Source organism: Ornithinibacillus bavariensis (genome assembly GCF_018333235.1).
Taxonomy (GTDB): Bacteria; Bacillota; Bacilli; order Bacillales; family Amphibacillaceae; genus Ornithinibacillus; species Ornithinibacillus bavariensis.
Window position 1 is genome coordinate 54,848 of record NZ_BORP01000005.1, and the last position, 16,842, is coordinate 71,689.

Consider the following 16,842-nt stretch of genomic DNA (forward strand, 5'->3'; position numbering starts at 1 on the left):
AATCGGTATTAGCTTTTTGCTAGTACCGATTTTTTCTCTTAATTAGGGCAATTCCATCCATACTCTTCTTCAAAGCTACAGACAAGCCCTCCATTAGTGCTTCCATCTGGTTTTACATGGTAGTAATGAATTTCTTCTCCTTTCTTATCAAGATATAACAAGGTGTAGCTTTCTACTTTTTTATTTTCATTCCATTCTACGAATAATTGGGCTTGAATGATGCCATTTTCCATGCCATGAATATCTGCACCATTCTGGAATCCTTGGTCATCATAGGCATACCCTCCAATTGTTCCAAAATCATATCGCCAAAACTTCGTTCCATCATTAGTGGATTTCCCAGTAATAAATTCGCTACCGAACAAGGTTTTCACTTCATTTTCTGATAGTAAAATATTTAGTTTTTTCTTAAATTCTTCCATATGCTTTATTTGATCATTACCTTCCTTAAACGTTGGGTTTACTAAATAAGAGTTCATGATAGAATCACCCCTTATTTGTAGGCTATAGCCCCTTTGTTCTGTAACGTTTAATAATACCCTTGAAGTAGAATATGTTGTTGTACCTCCGTTGGACAATTCTAATTCAACTTCATATAGCCCTTCTCCAAGTTCAGAATCATAAAAATTAAAATTGAATGTATCACCTCGTTTTATTTCAGAACTATCAGCATTTGCCGCACCTTGTAACCGCACCATTCTCCCGTCCTGATAGATTTTTAAATATATGTGACTTATATTAAAATTAGTTTGATTCTCGATACGAATCGTAATTTCATCCTCTTCTTCATTTGCAATGGGAGCATCACCAGATACTTCAGGTGCCGGTTCTGTTTGATTGTTTCCTGCCAGGTTGAGGTTGCTATAATTCAATAGTGGTAAAGCGATGATAATGATTAATCCTAAAACAACAGCAGTTGCGACATAATGCTTCCATTGAAAGGCTGTTTTTTTGGGGAATGATTCTTCCATTTTTCGATTGATTTTAGTGAGAATTTCCTGTTGCTCATGGTTAGAGAGCTTTATTCTATTGTTCAATCCTTTTAACCCTTGATTCATTTCATCATATGGTCTCATGACTAAAATTCTCCTTTCCCAGTTCTTTTCGCAGTGCTTTAATCGCTCGAAATAAAGTAACCTTTACCTTATTTTCCGTCCAGCCTAGAATTTCCGCTGTTTCACTTATCGAAAATTCCTTAATCTTTCTAAGTACGATAACATCCCGATAGGATAATTTCAGTTTACTAAGTGATAAGTATAGTTCTTTTTCCGTCTCATTTAAAATGGCCATTTCCTCTGGACTTGGTTCATTTGCATTCAATAAGGAAAATGAATCCAATAAAGATGCAATTGGCTTCTTCTTCCTCATATCATCAATAGTCACATTTCTAGCAATTCGAAAAAGCCAGCCTCTGACATTGTCGCCCTTGAACGAATTAATATTACTGTATGCACGAAGAAAGGTATCCTGTAAGATATCCTTTGCTAGCTCATGGTCACTGACTAAAAAATATATATAATTATAAATATCATTACTATAAGCTAGGTACCAATCGCTTATACGCTGTTTCCCGACATGTTGGTCCATAACCTCATTTCCTCTCCATTAATTTAGTGCCTTTACTTAATCAACGAATCTATGTTTAAAAAGTTACATATAAAAAAATAAACGCCGATTATAGCGTTTATTTCTTCTATTTTTATATCCTGACTAACCAAATGCCACATCCAAAATCATCATTAAAACAAAGCCAATCATTAAACTCATCGAAGCCAGGTCCTTATTTCCTTTTTCCTGAGAGCTCGGAATAACTTCTTCAGCGACAACAAATATCATCGCGCCAGCAGCAAAGCTTAAAGCATAAGGTAATAACGGCTCAATGAAGGCTACTGCAAATGCACCGATTACTGCGGCTATTGGTTCTACCATTCCCGAAAATTGTCCATAAAGGAAGCTCTTTCCTCGGGACATTCCCTCACCGCGTAATGGCATAGATACAGCGACACCCTCTGGGAAGTTCTGTATACCAATTCCAATGGCCAATGTTATTGCGCCTGCCAATGATGCCTCGGTTCCACCATTTGCTAAAGCCCCAAATGCTATACCTACCGCTAGACCCTCTGGAATATTATGCAATGTGATAGCCAATACCAAAAGCGTACTCCTTTTTCTTTCGAAATGACGACGTCCTTCTGCCTTTCCAATTGGTGTATTTGGATGAAGATGAGGAAGAATTTTATCGATTCCCCATAAAAATACACCACCTAATAAAAATCCAAAAGCAGCTGGAAACCATGCCGCAATTGCATTATCCTTTGACATTTCGATGGAAGGAGCAAGCAATGACCAGTAGCTTGCTGCTATCATAACCCCACCAGCAAAGCCAAGCATACTGTCTAGGAGACGTTGATTTAAATTCTTTGTGGCAAATACTACTGCAGCTCCAAGTGCTGTCATCCCCCAAGTAAAAAGTGTTGCAAATAATGCTTGCGTAATTGGGCTAAACTGTTCAAAAAACTCTACCATATGAAAAGAACTCCTTAGTAAGTAACCTGTATTATGATTAAAATGTTTCCTTCAGTAAACATTTTAATCCCAGACCATAAACTAGTCAATTATAATAAATTAGAATATCATTACTAGTTTCATGCAAAAATACAATTTCATGCCCACAAGTTACCTAAAAGTTCCTTAGATTTTATTTCATATTGAAAGTGTTCCCCTTACAAATTCAGCAAATTTTTCTTCTTCTTCTGAAAAAGGATTGTGATTACTTTCTTCAAATATAGTTAGTGAGGAATTTGGGATTGATTCGGCAATTTCAATTCCGAATTTCATTGGGCATTGTGCGTCATATTTACCCGTATAAATAAAGCTTGGAATTTGGATCTGTTTAATTTCTTCACGAATATCAAAAGTAGGGTATTCTACTTTTCTGAAGTAGTCTAGCCTCGGGCCAACAGTCCTGCCACTATTTGGTTTCTTGTATGCCGCTAACATTTTCTCCTCAGAATAAAAGGACATCAAATCCCATTCATAGCCTAATTTTCTACGAACCTCAAGAGGAGTATTGGGGTTATTAAGTTTATCCATTATTTCTACGATACGCTTAAAATTAGGATTTTTACTACAATAAATCGAGTCTGGATCTTGTCCGTATTTATAGCTTGCAGCCGCCCCTCCAGCAACTATTTTCGTCAATCTGGAAGGACGATTAATCGCATACTTTAAAGCGAGCATACCACCTGCAGAATGTCCCGCGAAGCCCCATTTAGAAATACTAAGGGCTTCTCTAATCGCTTCTAGGTCTAGCACAGCAGCATCCATACTGTATTCACTTTCATCACTTGCTTCTGAAGAGTTACCAGCACCCTTCAGGTTAATTAAATACACTTTATAATACTTGGTGAAGGGATTGGCAAAGGTATTCCCACGCTCATTGAAGGCACTATAATGATGTGTAACAGCAAGTGGCTCTCCTTCCCCTTTTTCAAATAACTCAAAAGTCCCTCTATCTGTCTCTATTAATCTTTTCTCCCACATTTGTTACTCCCCCTTTAATAGTTCTTGTATGTAATCATTAATAATTGGTATATCTGGTGGACTTATGTTTTTAGGAAGGTCGTCAAAACGAAAAAACCGTAAATTGTCCACTTCATTTTCATCCTTAACAAGCTCGCCTTTATAATCAATACACAAATATGCAGGTACAACATTGTATACCTCATCACCATGGGGGTATTTATAGTAGAACGCTTCCCCTGAGTATATGTTAATGAGTTCTAGGTCCTTTGCTGTTAATCCCGTTTCTTCTCTTAACTCTCTTCTTGCCACTTCTTCCAGTGATTCACCCAGCTCCATGGAACCTCCAGCTAATCCCCAGCAATGATTGTCCTTTCGCAGTTGAAGTAATATTCTATTTCGATTGTCAATTAGCAACACACAAGCACCTACCATGATAAATGGGCGTGAACCTACGATCTTTCTTAAATCCTTTATGTATCCCATTTAGATTCCCCTTTTAAGTTCACAGTAATTGGAAGTTGCAATTGATAGATTGTAATATGGTTAACAACTTCTTCAATTTGAATGATTATTTTTTCGTAACTTTTCTATCTTACTCCAATTTATCTCTTATTTTGTTTAGTCTTTCACCTGATTTTTACAATGATATTACATCTTTATATTTTGAGTAATATTCCTTTCGTCGATGTAAAGAAGGCATCATTGGAAATGAATTAATGGAATCATTTATTTTCATGACTGTTACCACCTTTTAGATTATCTATCAATTATTATAACAAAAATTCCAAAATCTCTATAAAATAAAAACGCATAGTAGCAATTACTATGCGTCGTGTATCTCAATATTTTGCTTTGACTATTTCGAATCAACTGGATGTATTGCCTCAAACAATAGCTGGTCTAGTTCCTTGGTGTATTCTGAAACTTGTTCATTCGACCAGTTGAATACTTTTGCCAAATAAGAAATTACTTGATCCTTATGTTCTTTTACCCAATTTATATTAAAAAACAATGCTCCAGTACGTCTGATGAAGAAGTCGACTGGTTTATATACTAATTCATACTCAATTCCGTAACGAAGCATAGCAACTACTACTGGGCTCATATTTTCAGATTGGACATTTTCTTTTTCACGCTGGTATATGTCAAAAATGATATCAACGTTTGAACCATATCTTTTAACTAGACCTTTAGCAAGGTTTTCATCGATTCCAAGCTGTATACCTTTAGATACCTTTTGATTTACGAACCTTTCAAAACCTGTAGAACCGCCTACATCACCTCCAGAAATACGTAATTCCTTCGTTTGTGTTCCTGGAAATGCTCTTCCTTCTTCTTGCTGAAGTTGTTTTCCAACTAAATCAACAATACTCTCGGCCATTTTTCGATATCCCGTTAACTTTCCACCAGCAATAGAAATAAAACCTGAATCAGATATAAAAATCTCATCTCTTCTAGATATTTCTGAAGGGTTCTTCCCTTCTTCGTGAATTAATGGTCGTAAACCAGCCCAACTTGATTCTACATCTTCTGACTTAATTTTAACGTTAGGAAACATATAGTCAATTGCCTTTAAGACGTAATCTCTATCCTCTACAGTCATTGTTGGGTGTGCAATCTCTCCTTTATAGACAGTATCGGTAGTACCTACATAGGTTTTTCCCTCTCGTGGAATAGCAAATACCATTCGTCCATCAGGAGTATCAAAATATATCGCTTGTCTTAATGGGAACCTTTTCCCATCAAATACAAGATGAATCCCTTTTGTAAGCTGTAGTGTCTTACCTTTTTTTGAATGATCGATTTCCCGTAACGTATCCACCCACGGTCCAGCAGCATTAACAATCTTCTTCGCGTAAATCTTTTGAGTGGAACCATCTATTTGATCTTCTACTTCCACACCTGTTACCTTTTTATTCTCATAAATTAAATTAGTAACTTTCATATAGTTTATTGCATGTGCACCTTTTTCAACTGCCTTTTTCATGACCTCGATAGTTAAACGTGCATCATCTGTTTTATACTCGACATAATATCCTGCACCTTTAAGATTTTTAAAATTCAACAGCGGTTCTCGTCTCATCGCTTCGTCTGGTGTAAGCATCTTTCTTCTTTCGCTCTTCTTAACACCTGCAAGAAAATCGTACACTCGTAAACCTATATTTGTGGTAAACGGACCAAATGTACCTCCTTTATAGAATGGAAGCATCATCCATTCTGGAGTAGTCACATGTGGGCCGTTTTCATAAACAATTGCTCGTTCCTTACCAGTCTCTGAAACGACACCAATTTCAAATTGTTTTAAATACCGAAGACCTCCATGAACAAGCTTAGTCGACCTACTAGAAGTACCTGCAGCAAAATCTTGCATCTCTACTAACGCTACCTTCATACCTCTTGTTACAGCATCCAGTGCAATACCAGCACCAGTAATTCCTCCACCAATGATAAGTAAATCAAGGGATTCATTACTAATTTTAGTCTTTAAATCATCTCGTTCTAAGCTTGAAAACATATTATTCACTCCTTTTTAATAACCAATTGGTTCACTATTGGATAGGTAAATAATTCGTCGAAAATAAATAGAGAGACCACAAATTACCCTATACTATAGAGCTCTGTGGTCTCTCAAGGAAATCCGTCCAAGCTTAACATGCCTTTAATGAAACGTTTAACCACTACTTTATGATTGACATTTTTGTGATATCTTATGCGGTAGGATACTCCCTATGGTGTGGTGGGAGAATTTGATATCATCTCAACATCTAAGCATTAATCGTAATGACATCCGTTATTTAAATGCTCTGGTTGCTGCGACAGCTTTTTTCCATCCATTATATAGATTGTCTCGTTTTTCTTCGGTTAGATTAGGTGTGAAAGTACGATCAATATTCCATTGTTTTGCAATTTCATTTTTGTCCTTCCAATAACCAACAGCTAGACCAGCTAAATATGCTGCACCTAGAGCAGTTGTCTCATTGATTACAGGACGGTCAACCGGAACACCTAATATATCGCTTTGGAATTGCATTAAGAAGTTATTTTTAACAGCACCACCATCTACTCGAAGTGACTTAACATCGATACCTGAATCTGCAACCATTACATCTACAAGGTCTTTGGACTGATAAGCTAGTGACTCAAGAGTAGCCCGAATAAAATGCTCTTTTGTTGTTCCACGAGTTAGTCCGAATACAGCCCCACGTGCTTCACTATCCCAGTATGGAGTACCTAAACCAACAAAGGCTGGAACAACATACACTCCATCGGTTGAGTCTACTCTAGTAGCATAGTCTTCACTTTCTGGTGCATTATCAATTAATTTCAAGCCATCACGTAGCCATTGAATTGCGGATCCAGAAACGAAGATGCTTCCTTCTAAGGCGTATTCTACCTTTCCATCAACACCCCAAGCAATTGTTGTTAAGAGACCATTCTGGGATTTCACACCTTCTTCTCCAGTGTTCATTAACAGAAATCCACCAGTTCCATAGGTGTTCTTTACCATTCCTTTATCAAAGCAAGCTTGCCCAAATAATGCTGCTTGTTGATCACCGGCTATACCTGCAATAGGTACTTCTTCACCGAAGAAATGATAATCAACTGTGTTTCCATATACTTCTGATGACTGTCTAACCTCTGGTAACATGCTCTTTGGTACGGTTAATATATCGAGCAGCTCATCATCCCATTTTAAATCATAAATATTAAACATTAGGGTACGAGATGCATTCGAATAATCCGTTACATGGACTTTTCCTCCAGATAATTTGTAAACTAACCAGCTATCAATAGTACCAAACTGAAGCTCTCCATTATCCGCTTTTTCTCTAGCACCTTCGACATTATCTAATATCCATTTCACCTTTGTACCAGAGAAATAAGGATCTAGAAGCAATCCTGTTTTTTCTTTGAATAAATCATTATATCCTTTTTCTCTTAGCTCTTGAACGATTCCTTCTGTTTGACGAGATTGCCATACTATTGCTCTATAAATGGGTTTTCCAGTATTTCTATCCCAAACAACGGTTGTTTCCCTTTGGTTCGTTATTCCGATACCAGCAACTTGGTCAGGTGTTATATCTGCCTTTCTAAAAACATCAGCAATACAAGATAGGACAGAAGTCCAAATTTCATTTGCGTCATGTTCTACCCAGCCTGGCTTTGGAAAGAATTGTTCAAATTCCTTTTGTGCGGTTTCAATAATCTCTCCTTCACGATTAAATAATATTGCACGTGAACTAGTTGTTCCTTGGTCTAAGGATAAAATATAATTACTCAAAACAGTCTCCTCCTTATTATTTCACCATTTCTAAAAACTCTTTCATTGATTATGTGCTTTTTTAATTTCTATTGATGCAGCTGCTACTAAAATAATAGCAACAACAGCACTAAACATCCAAAATCCTGCAGAATATACGCCGTCAAATATTGCTTTATAGAAGAACCCTCCATAAATACCACCCAATATTGGGCCAATTACTGGAATCCAAGCATATCCCCAATTCGAGCTTCCCTTTCCAGGGATAGGAAGTAAAGCGTGTGCAATTCTTGGCCCTAAATCACGAGCTGGATTAATCGCATATCCAGTAGGACCACCTAAGGACATACCAATTGCTACAATTAATAGACCTACAATAACAGGGTTTAACCCTTCAGTAAACTCATTGATTCCGATAAATAACAATCCAAAGACTAGGACAAACGTACCAATCATTTCAGTTACAAGATTTGATAGTGGACTACTTACTGCTGGATCTGTAGAGAACACAGCTAGTTTAAGCCCTGGATCTTTCGTTTCTTTCCAATGTGGTAAAAATGCAAAATAGACTACTGCGGCTCCAATGAATGCTCCTATCATTTGACCAGAAATAAACATTGGTACTTTAGACCATGGAAAATCTCCAATCGATGCAAAAGCTAATGTTACAGCAGGGTTTAGATGAGCACCAGAAATACTACCAGCGGCATATACCCCCATTGTTACAGCTAGACCCCAGCCTAATGTGACTAGTACCCAACCGCCACCTTCGCCTTTTGACTTATTTAAAATATTAGTAGCAACCACTCCACCACCGAAAATGATAAGGATCATGGTACCAATAAGTTCTGCTACAAATTCTGACATGTAAAATCCCCCATTCTATAATTGGAAACGTATTCAACAAGTTGTATACATATTGACAATACAAAAAGCCCACACTTAGTTTGTATACTCCATAACAGAATATACGAATAAGTGTGGGCTCGATGTCTCCGTCACATGAATTAACTTGTACTGTTATTCTACTCCTCCATGAAACCGTTGTCAACGAATTATTTTTTAATAATTTTAGTTTCCAACGTTTTAAATTGGAGGTGCTTACTGCTTTAGCTCCGCTTCCTAAGACATATAGAACATTTTGCTCGGACCTATTAAAGCCAGATACCCCCGTTTATTCCCAACTTATGGATAATTTTCCATCAAATGATAAAAGAATCCCTTCAAAGTAATCTTTCTCTTTGAAGGGATTCAAATAAATATGCTAAATCTAAGTCTTATTTAACAGCTTTTTCAGCTGCTTGTTTTACTTCCTCAAGCGTTTTTCCCATCCCTGATTCAACTGATGCAACAAACGCACCCTCTAGGATAGGAGCATTTGCAATTTCAATGTTTTCGTGCTCTGACAATTCAATAGCTAATTCTGCATTCATCATTGCACTTCCAATATCGTAAAATAAAAGGACACCTTTTTCACTATAAGCATTTTCAATTGCTTGCAAGATCTTCTCTACACTGGTACCTATTCCATGATCTTCAGTGCCACCAGCTGGCTCTACTACTACATTTGGAACCATTTGATTAATAATATCTTTAATTCCCTCAACCACTTTAGAACTATGTGAAATTAATACAATTCCTACATGTGACATAGTTATACACCTTCCTTTATTACTTCTGAAAGTGCAGAAAAAATGTAATAGGAAGAAACTGATCCTGGATCTAGATGGCCTACCGAGCGCTCACCTAAATATGCAGCACGTCCTTTTTTAGCTTCTATTGCTTTCGTGGCTTCCATAGAATTTTTTGCAGTTGTTTCGATAGTGACCGCTTCAAAATCACTATCCTTTTGTAATTGCTCAACAATAGGCTCCCAAACATCTACAAGTGTTTTTTCCCCTGTGCTAGCTTTTCCACGCATCTTAATTCCATTTAGCGCTTCGGATACCGCATTAACAAATAGAGAATAATCTATCTTCTCTCTACCTTTAAGCGATGTAGACATCTTTAAGAATGCTGTACCATATAATGGTCCAGATGCACCACCAACTTTTGATAATAGGGTCATAGACACATCCTTTAAAACGTCAGACACTGTAGAATAATCAGTTTCCTTAATTTTTGTCACTACTTCATTAAACCCACGTGCCATATTGATGCCATGATCCCCATCCCCAATCGCTCTGTCCAACGCGGATAAAAAATCTTTATTTGTCTGTATTTTTTCGTTGGATTTTTCCATCCAGGTGATAACATGATTGACTTGCAGTTCCATTCAAACTACTCCTCTCTATCGGCGAAATGCTGGAGCTTTTGATTCAGCATCTAAAAGGGATTTTAACTCTTCGTCTACTTTTAATAACGTTACGGAACAACCTGCCATTTCCAGAGATGTCATATACTCTCCGACAAATGTATCATATATCTTAATTCCTTTTTCAGTAAGAATATTATTTACTTCCTTATTTACAATATAGAGTTCCATTTCGGGAGTAGCACCTAATCCATTGATCATAACAGCAACCTCGTCACCACTTTTTAAATTCATATCATCAAGAACTTTCTCCATTAGTTCTGTAGCAATGTCATGTGCTGTTGTAACTTCTGTTCGCTTTATTCCTGGTTCTCCATGAATTCCGATTCCAACTTCCATTTCATTATCTTTTAGTTCAAAGCTAGGCTTCCCTGCTGCGGGTACTATACATGGAGTTAGTGCCATACCAATGGAACGAACATTGGCGACCACTTTTTCAGCTACCGCTTTTACTTCCTCCATTGAGGCACCTTGCGTAGCTTTTGCTCCAACAATTTTATGAACGAATACTGTACCGGCAATTCCTCGGCGTCCTGTTGTAAAGGAGCTATCCTCAACAGCGACATCATCATTAACAACAACCTGCTGTACATTAATTCCTTCCGCTTCAGCCAATTCAGCAGCCATCTCGAAGTTCATCACGTCACCAGTATAGTTTTTAATGATGAGTAACACACCTTCTCCACTATCAACTGCTTTAATAGCCTCTAAAACTTGATCAGGGGTAGGCGAAGTAAATACCTCTCCAGCGACAGCTGCATCTAGCATACCTTTGCCGACATAACCAGCATGTGCAGGCTCATGACCACTGCCACCGCCACTAACTAAACCAACCTTATTGGAAACTGGTGCATCTTCACGAACAACTACCGTGGTATTAGGCAATAATTTCACATCATTAGGATATGCAGCTACAAATCCTTCCAACATATCCTTTACTACAAAATTAGGGTCATTAATAATCTTTTTCATTATTATTCCTCCTCAGGATTATTGAATGTTCACACCAACATTCAATTGAAAAATAACCCTACCGCTTATCTCTATTTTAGTGCATCGATTTAATTAATTCTAGAAATTGACACTATCTATCCTAACCAAAACGCATCGTAAAATACGATGCGTTTTGGTTAGGATTTCGTACAAAATCTAATTAAATCTTATTCATTTTTTCTAAATTGATTATATACTGCTTATGTAAATCCTTTAAAGCAGACACAATCGCGTTCCCAGCTTTTCCCATATAATGTAACTTGACTGCATCTACAGGGGAATCAATTCCATCCTGCAAACTATAGCCCCTTAATAATTGCTGAACAAAATCACGTCCATGTTCAGTTGCCAATGTACAGCTTGCTGCTACAATGACACCGTACTTTCGATCAATTTCTGCTGTAATAGTGAGGGTTTCATACATATTTTGTGCTGCCATACCAGATGGCAATCTCGCATGGCCTGCAATGAAAACGGTATTCAAATTATTCCACCACCCCTTGCACGAATCCTCGAAATCCAAGCTTTCTAGAGATATTTTCGGCAGTTTCTTTTGTTTTCATTTTTATGTTGGTTAAATTTTCTCCTTCAAAATATGTCGACAACCCACTAACTGTTAAAGCAGCAATTACATGATTACGGTAGTCAAATATCGGATAAGAAATACCTGTAGTATTCTCATCCTGTTCTCCAACACTGTAGGAATAACCCTTTTTTTGAATCTCTACTAATTCTTTTTTAAATCTTTCACTGTTAATTTTCCCTTCTAATTCTGCATCACGTAATATCTCTTCTTGCTTATCCTTAGGTAAATAAGCCAACAGTAATTTCGGACCGGAACCCATATATAATGGTGCATTCTTACCTATTCTTGTATATAGACGGATTGCTTTATTACTTTCAACCTTCTCAACATATGTTGCTTCATCGTGATTTACTACAACAAGATGAACAGCTTCCTGTATGGAACTTGCTAATTCTTCCATATAGGAATAGGCAATCCTTCTAACCTCTAGCCGATCAGAAACTAGTTGGCCTAATTCCAATAGCTTTAATCCTAACCGATAGCGAGTATCATGCTCACTTTCTTTTTCTTTGTAAACATAGTTCATCGATTCTAATGTGGTTAGTAATCGATAAGCTGTTGGTTTTGGTAGATTAGCCCTTTCAGAAATTTCCTTTAAGGATAATTCATAATTATTTTCATCAAATAGATTTAATAAATGAAGTGCCTTTTTTACACTCTGATTCATTTTGATTCTCCTTGCTGTGCAACTAGAAAAAGGGCCCTCTGCCTAGACAGAGGGTTACACCTTGTTAACTTCTTACCTTTGCTTCTTCCTTCATTTCCATTTCCTTGATTACGACTCCACGCTTCGCCATTTCCTGGATATAAACATCTCCAGGTACGATTTGTTCAGGAGGATATACACCTTTTTTATCGATTGTTCCATTACCAATCATTTGAGCGACAACAGATATGGTATTTGCTGTGGCTCTAGCCATAGCGGTTACCTGATGTTTTCTGTCTTTAAAAGTAGCCATTTCATATTGGTAAGATGCTTCACTTCCATCTTTTATACCGGAAACGACAACTCTTAATAGAACCGCATCATCTTTTTCCCCTAACTCGACAATCGGGTCTAAAACCTTTAAGAATACCTCTCGCGGTTTAATCTTTTGTCCATTTAGTTCTATTTCATAATCATTTCGGGTTAAATTTAAATCCACTAATAATTTAAATTTCTCCGCATGACCTGGGTAACGGATTGTTTTATACTCCAGTGTTTCTAGATGCGGATAAGAATGCGATAGTGTTGATGTACCACCTGAAGTATGGAAAGCTTCTAATGGACCAAATTTTTCAAAATGTAGTCGTTCCACTTCAGATAATGATGGAATTTCCTGCTTAATACCATTTCGAATGATTAATGATGGATCTGTATAATGGTCAAATAATCCTTCCATTGAAAATACATGATAATATTCTAGTGGTGGCTCAGGCTTAACAGGAATTCCTCCTACATATAGCTTGATAGATTTTACTTCATCTAGTTTACTAGCTCCATAGCCTGAAAGAATGTTTATCATACCAGGTGCTACACCCAGATCAGGAATTAGAGTTACCTTTGCAACTTCTGCATCCTCATGCATTTCAATAACTTTGTCTGTTATATGACCGATATGGCCACCAAGATCAACTGAGTTTACTCCGACTTGAATTGCTGTTTTCGCTACAATCTCATTAAAGGAGTAAAATAACGCATTTATAATGACATCATATTGGCGCATAAATTCAGCTAACTCCTTTTCGTTAGATGCATCTACTTGAAAAGCAGTTAGTTTTGAGGAATCTAATTGATCAACTACCCTCTGTGCACGCTCCAAATCAATATCAGCTAATCCAATAGAGGTTACCCCTTCACTTGCTGCGAGGTCCCTAGCAGCTTCTTTCCCCATTAATCCTGATCCTAGTACTCCTACTTTCATCTAATCACTCCTTATATATATTTCGTATAATTCTCCGTTTTGCAGGCTATACCTTTTTTAGCTCCATGTCGTGCTGTACCCTATACATAAATCCTGTTTTACTCTACATCTATCTGAGCACGCTGTAATTTCCCACTATAATCTACATAAACGGATTTCCATTCTGTGAATACGTCTAATGCTTGGACTCCAGAATCACGATGTCCGTTTCCAGTTCCCTTTGTTCCACCAAATGGTAAATGAATCTCTGCACCAGTTGTTCCTGCATTAACATAAACTATTCCAGTATCTAAATCACGTTGTGCTTGGAACACTCGATTAACATCTCTTGTAAAGATGGAGCTAGATAATCCAAAGGTGACACTATTATTTACCTCAATAGCTTCTTCAAAGCTTTTTACCGGAATTAAAGAAACTACTGGACCGAAAATCTCTTCCTGAGCAATACGCATGGAATCCTTTGCATCTGTAAATAATGTAGGTGCAAAGAAGTTACCATTTGCATATTCCTCATCAGTCAATTCATATCCGCCAGCTAAAAGCTTAGCTCCTTCATCTTTTCCGATTTCGATATATTTCTTAATCTTTTCAATTCCAGCCTTGTTGATAATTGGGCCAACCTTAATGGTAGAATCTAAGCCATTTCCAATCGTCAACTTTTCCATTGCTACTAGTAAACGTTCTTCAAGTGCTTCCTTAACTTCCTCATGAACAATAACGCGACTACAAGCTGTACAACGTTGGCCACTTGTTCCAAAAGCACTCCATAAGATCCCTTCTACAGCTAAGTCGAGATCTGCATCATCCATTACGATTACGGCATTCTTGCCTCCCATTTCTAGGGAGACTTTTTTTAATTGACGACCACATTCGGAAGCTATATTACGCCCAGTCTCATTAGATCCGGTGAAGGATATTACCCGTATATCATCATGATGCACCATCGCATCTCCAACCTCTGAGCCACTACCGAATACGACGTTAATAACTCCCTTTGGCAGACCCGCATCCTCGAATACCTTCGCAAGCTCATAGGCCATAATTGGGGTTTCTGTTGCTGGCTTCCATACAACTGCATTTCCAGCGACAATAGCTGGAAAGGACTTCCAGGTTGCAATAGCTATAGGGAAGTTCCAAGGGGTAATTATTCCCACCACACCTATTGGTGCACGTACACTCATCGCAAACTTATCCTTTAGCTCGGAAGGAGTTGTTTGTCCAAAGAGGCGTCTACCCTCTGCTGCCATATAAAATGCCATGTCAATACCTTCTTGAACCTCCCCACGAGCCTCCTCCAAAACCTTACCATTTTCCATCGTCAGGAGCTGTGCGAGTTCCTCTTTTCTTTCTTTTAAAAGATATCCAACTCGATATAATACTTCCGCACGCTGTGGTGCTGGAATAAGTGCCCATTCTTTTTGTGCTTTCTTCGCCGCTTCAACTGCAGCATCTACACTTGATGCATCTGATAAAGGAACATCTAAAATCGCTTCACCTGTAGCTGGGTTAATTACTGGAGTCATTCTCTCTACCTCAACCCACTCACCGTTGATATAATTTGCTAGTTTCTTAGTTTTAACTTCTACCATTGTAGTGCCTCCTTTTATTTCCTAGGGGAAGTTCCCCGGATTGATGTGATTGTGGAAGAAACGGAAATTTGTTCAATATCAGTCAAAATTTCAATGACCGTTGGTAAACCAAGCTTTAATGCCTGATTCATTGCATTTTTAAACTCTCCTACAGTTTGCACAGTATATCCGCTTGCTCCGATTCCATTTGCTAAATGTGAAAACGAAACCTCTCCTAAATTAGTTCCAATTACTCTACGAGGATAATGAATTTCTTGATGCATTCGTATGGTGCCATAGCTATTGTTATTAAAGACCAGGGCAATGATTGGGATTTTTTCACGAACAGCGGTTTCTAGCTCCTGGAAGGTCATCATAAATCCTCCATCACCAGAAAGAGAAACTACAGTTCTATCGGGTGCACCAAGCTTTGCTCCGATTGCTGCAGGCATTCCATACCCCATAGCACCTGATGTAGGTCCAATATAGGTTTGTTTTTGCTTGAACGGATAAAAAGCATGAAGCCAGCCAGCAAAATTACCAGCATCATTAGTAATTATTGAGTTGATAGGAAGCATTTCCGCCATCATGCTTATAATATGCTTATTAATAACATCCTTCTCTGTAGCAGCAATACTACTAACCGTAAGAAATCGTCTATTGCTCGCCTCAGCCCATTCCTCCCACGAAGAAAGAACCTTTATCGAATTTATAGCTTCTAAAGCTTCCTTCATGTCAGCAATAATAGCTAGGTTAGGAGAATATACCTTTCCAATTACCTCCTGTTCAATATCAATGTGAATTAGCTTTTGCTCGCTTGTTAATAAGGAATAATCTTGTGTTGTAACCTCAGAAAGCCTAGTTCCAAAGGCGAGAATAAGATCCGATTCTCTCACCGTGTCAAGAATTTGTTTCGGTGTTCCAAGCCCTAAATGCCCTGCATATAGAGGATGATGATTAGGAAAGACATCATGGCGCCTGAATGCTGCCATTACAGGTAGCTGATATTTTTCAGCGAATGCCAGAAGCCCTTCCTCCGCTTGTGACAACTTCACCCCACCACCCGCTATAATAAGTGGTTTTCTCGCATTATTTAACAGCTCCTGAAAAGCAGTTATTTCACTTTTAGCTGGTGCTGGTCTTGGAACTTCTATTCTTGGTCCAAAATGCATATCTGCTTCTGCAGGCAATACATCTTCTGGTAAAGAGACTACTACTGGACCTGGTCGACCAGATTTTGCAATTCGAAATGCTCTACTAACTAGTTCAGGCATTCGTTCGGGATCTTTGACCTCTACTGTCCATTTTGTTATTGGTTTAAAAAACTGATCCAAATCTACCTCTTGAAACCCTTCGCGACCACGAAATTTACTATGTACCTGGCCCAAAAATACAACCATAGGCGTGGAATCTTGATAGGCAGTATGAACACCAATTGATAGATTAGCTGCCCCTACCCCACGAGTAGCAAGTACTACCCCGGGTTTAAAAGATGCCTTTGCATATCCCTCCGCCATAAAGGCTGCTCCACCTTCGTGTCTAGCAGATACTACACGAATAGAAGGTTCATCATATAATGCATCGAGTAACGGCAGATAGCTTTCTCCAGGAACACAAAAAACGTTGTCTATCATTTCTCGCTTTATGCATTCAACAATTGCTTGTGCTGCTGTCATGATAGCTTTGGCTTC

Annotated in this window: 16 protein-coding genes; all 16 read right to left on the bottom strand. The window is 38.0% G+C overall.

Annotated elements, in window-relative coordinates:
* Positions 1 to 38: 38 nt before the first annotated feature.
* The gene (locus KI338_RS12600; RefSeq protein WP_212921369.1) at positions 39 to 1,076 is read right to left on the bottom strand and encodes a hypothetical protein; all 1,038 of its coding nucleotides are present in this window, start codon (positions 1,074 to 1,076) and stop codon (positions 39 to 41) included.
* Complete coding sequence (locus tag KI338_RS12605) at positions 1,063 to 1,587, bottom strand: RNA polymerase sigma factor (protein ID WP_212921370.1); 525 nt, start codon at positions 1,585 to 1,587, stop codon at positions 1,063 to 1,065. Before KI338_RS12605 ends, KI338_RS12600 begins: the two co-directional genes overlap by 14 nt.
* Before the next feature lie 123 nt (positions 1,588 to 1,710).
* Positions 1,711 to 2,526, bottom strand: a complete 816-nt coding sequence (locus tag KI338_RS12610; protein ID WP_212921371.1) for a ZIP family metal transporter — start codon at positions 2,524 to 2,526, stop codon at positions 1,711 to 1,713.
* Between the two features lie 177 nt (positions 2,527 to 2,703).
* Positions 2,704 to 3,543 carry an alpha/beta fold hydrolase gene (locus KI338_RS12615; RefSeq protein ID WP_212921372.1) on the bottom strand — a complete coding sequence of 280 codons (840 nt, stop codon included), beginning with the start codon at positions 3,541 to 3,543 and terminating at the stop codon, positions 2,704 to 2,706.
* Between the two features lie 3 nt (positions 3,544 to 3,546).
* Positions 3,547 to 4,008, bottom strand: coding sequence for an NUDIX hydrolase (locus tag KI338_RS12620; RefSeq protein ID WP_212921373.1), 462 nt, complete (start codon positions 4,006 to 4,008; stop codon positions 3,547 to 3,549).
* 373 nt (positions 4,009 to 4,381) lie between these two features.
* On the bottom strand, positions 4,382 to 6,040 hold the full coding sequence (locus tag KI338_RS12625) for a glycerol-3-phosphate dehydrogenase/oxidase (protein WP_212921374.1): 1,659 nt from the start codon (positions 6,038 to 6,040) through the stop codon (positions 4,382 to 4,384).
* A 276-nt stretch (positions 6,041 to 6,316) separates the two neighbouring features.
* Positions 6,317 to 7,807, bottom strand: a complete 1,491-nt coding sequence (gene glpK, locus KI338_RS12630) for a glycerol kinase GlpK (protein WP_212921375.1) — start codon at positions 7,805 to 7,807, stop codon at positions 6,317 to 6,319.
* 42 nt (positions 7,808 to 7,849) lie between these two features.
* Positions 7,850 to 8,653: an MIP/aquaporin family protein gene (locus tag KI338_RS12635; protein WP_212921376.1), complete on the bottom strand. Its 804-nt coding sequence runs from the start codon at positions 8,651 to 8,653 to the stop codon at positions 7,850 to 7,852.
* A gap of 410 nt (positions 8,654 to 9,063) precedes the next feature.
* The gene (gene dhaM, locus KI338_RS12640) at positions 9,064 to 9,438 is read right to left on the bottom strand and encodes a dihydroxyacetone kinase phosphoryl donor subunit DhaM (protein WP_212921377.1); all 375 of its coding nucleotides are present in this window, start codon (positions 9,436 to 9,438) and stop codon (positions 9,064 to 9,066) included.
* Between the two features lie 2 nt (positions 9,439 to 9,440).
* Positions 9,441 to 10,061, bottom strand: coding sequence for a dihydroxyacetone kinase subunit DhaL (gene dhaL, locus KI338_RS12645; RefSeq protein WP_212921378.1), 621 nt, complete (start codon positions 10,059 to 10,061; stop codon positions 9,441 to 9,443).
* A gap of 15 nt (positions 10,062 to 10,076) precedes the next feature.
* Complete coding sequence (dhaK, locus tag KI338_RS12650; RefSeq protein ID WP_212921379.1) at positions 10,077 to 11,072, bottom strand: dihydroxyacetone kinase subunit DhaK; 996 nt, start codon at positions 11,070 to 11,072, stop codon at positions 10,077 to 10,079.
* Between the two features lie 181 nt (positions 11,073 to 11,253).
* Positions 11,254 to 11,577: a DUF3870 domain-containing protein gene (locus tag KI338_RS12655; RefSeq protein ID WP_212921380.1), complete on the bottom strand. Its 324-nt coding sequence runs from the start codon at positions 11,575 to 11,577 to the stop codon at positions 11,254 to 11,256.
* A gap of 1 nt (position 11,578) precedes the next feature.
* A complete protein-coding gene (locus KI338_RS12660) occupies positions 11,579 to 12,346 on the bottom strand; it encodes an IclR family transcriptional regulator (RefSeq protein ID WP_212921381.1) in 768 nt (255 codons plus the stop codon).
* 64 nt (positions 12,347 to 12,410) lie between these two features.
* Complete coding sequence (locus KI338_RS12665; protein WP_212921382.1) at positions 12,411 to 13,583, bottom strand: saccharopine dehydrogenase family protein; 1,173 nt, start codon at positions 13,581 to 13,583, stop codon at positions 12,411 to 12,413.
* Positions 13,584 to 13,681: 98 nt separating this feature from the next.
* A complete protein-coding gene (locus KI338_RS12670) occupies positions 13,682 to 15,172 on the bottom strand; it encodes an aldehyde dehydrogenase family protein (protein WP_212921383.1) in 1,491 nt (496 codons plus the stop codon).
* 14 nt (positions 15,173 to 15,186) lie between these two features.
* Positions 15,187 to 16,827: a thiamine pyrophosphate-binding protein gene (locus KI338_RS12675; RefSeq protein ID WP_212921579.1), complete on the bottom strand. Its 1,641-nt coding sequence runs from the start codon at positions 16,825 to 16,827 to the stop codon at positions 15,187 to 15,189.
* Between the last annotated feature and the right edge of the window lie 15 nt (positions 16,828 to 16,842).

Bases quoted from the DNA above. Each gene is read 5' to 3' on its own strand.
- KI338_RS12600 (WP_212921369.1), bottom strand. From the start codon at position 1,076: ATGAGACCATATGATGAAATGAATCAAGGGTTAAAAGGATTGAACAAT.
- KI338_RS12605 (WP_212921370.1), bottom strand. From the start codon at position 1,587: ATGGACCAACATGTCGGGAAACAGCGTATAAGCGATTGGTACCTAGCT.
- KI338_RS12610 (WP_212921371.1), bottom strand. From the start codon at position 2,526: ATGGTAGAGTTTTTTGAACAGTTTAGCCCAATTACGCAAGCATTATTT.
- KI338_RS12615 (WP_212921372.1), bottom strand. From the start codon at position 3,543: ATGTGGGAGAAAAGATTAATAGAGACAGATAGAGGGACTTTTGAGTTA.
- KI338_RS12620 (WP_212921373.1), bottom strand. From the start codon at position 4,008: ATGGGATACATAAAGGATTTAAGAAAGATCGTAGGTTCACGCCCATTT.
- KI338_RS12625 (WP_212921374.1), bottom strand. From the start codon at position 6,040: ATGTTTTCAAGCTTAGAACGAGATGATTTAAAGACTAAAATTAGTAAT.
- KI338_RS12635 (WP_212921376.1), bottom strand. From the start codon at position 8,653: ATGTCAGAATTTGTAGCAGAACTTATTGGTACCATGATCCTTATCATT.
- dhaM (WP_212921377.1), bottom strand. From the start codon at position 9,438: ATGTCACATGTAGGAATTGTATTAATTTCACATAGTTCTAAAGTGGTT.
- dhaL (WP_212921378.1), bottom strand. From the start codon at position 10,061: ATGGAACTGCAAGTCAATCATGTTATCACCTGGATGGAAAAATCCAAC.
- dhaK (WP_212921379.1), bottom strand. From the start codon at position 11,072: ATGAAAAAGATTATTAATGACCCTAATTTTGTAGTAAAGGATATGTTG.
- KI338_RS12660 (WP_212921381.1), bottom strand. From the start codon at position 12,346: ATGAATCAGAGTGTAAAAAAGGCACTTCATTTATTAAATCTATTTGAT.
- KI338_RS12665 (WP_212921382.1), bottom strand. From the start codon at position 13,583: ATGAAAGTAGGAGTACTAGGATCAGGATTAATGGGGAAAGAAGCTGCT.
- KI338_RS12670 (WP_212921383.1), bottom strand. From the start codon at position 15,172: ATGGTAGAAGTTAAAACTAAGAAACTAGCAAATTATATCAACGGTGAG.
- KI338_RS12675 (WP_212921579.1), bottom strand. From the start codon at position 16,827: ATGACAGCAGCACAAGCAATTGTTGAATGCATAAAGCGAGAAATGATA.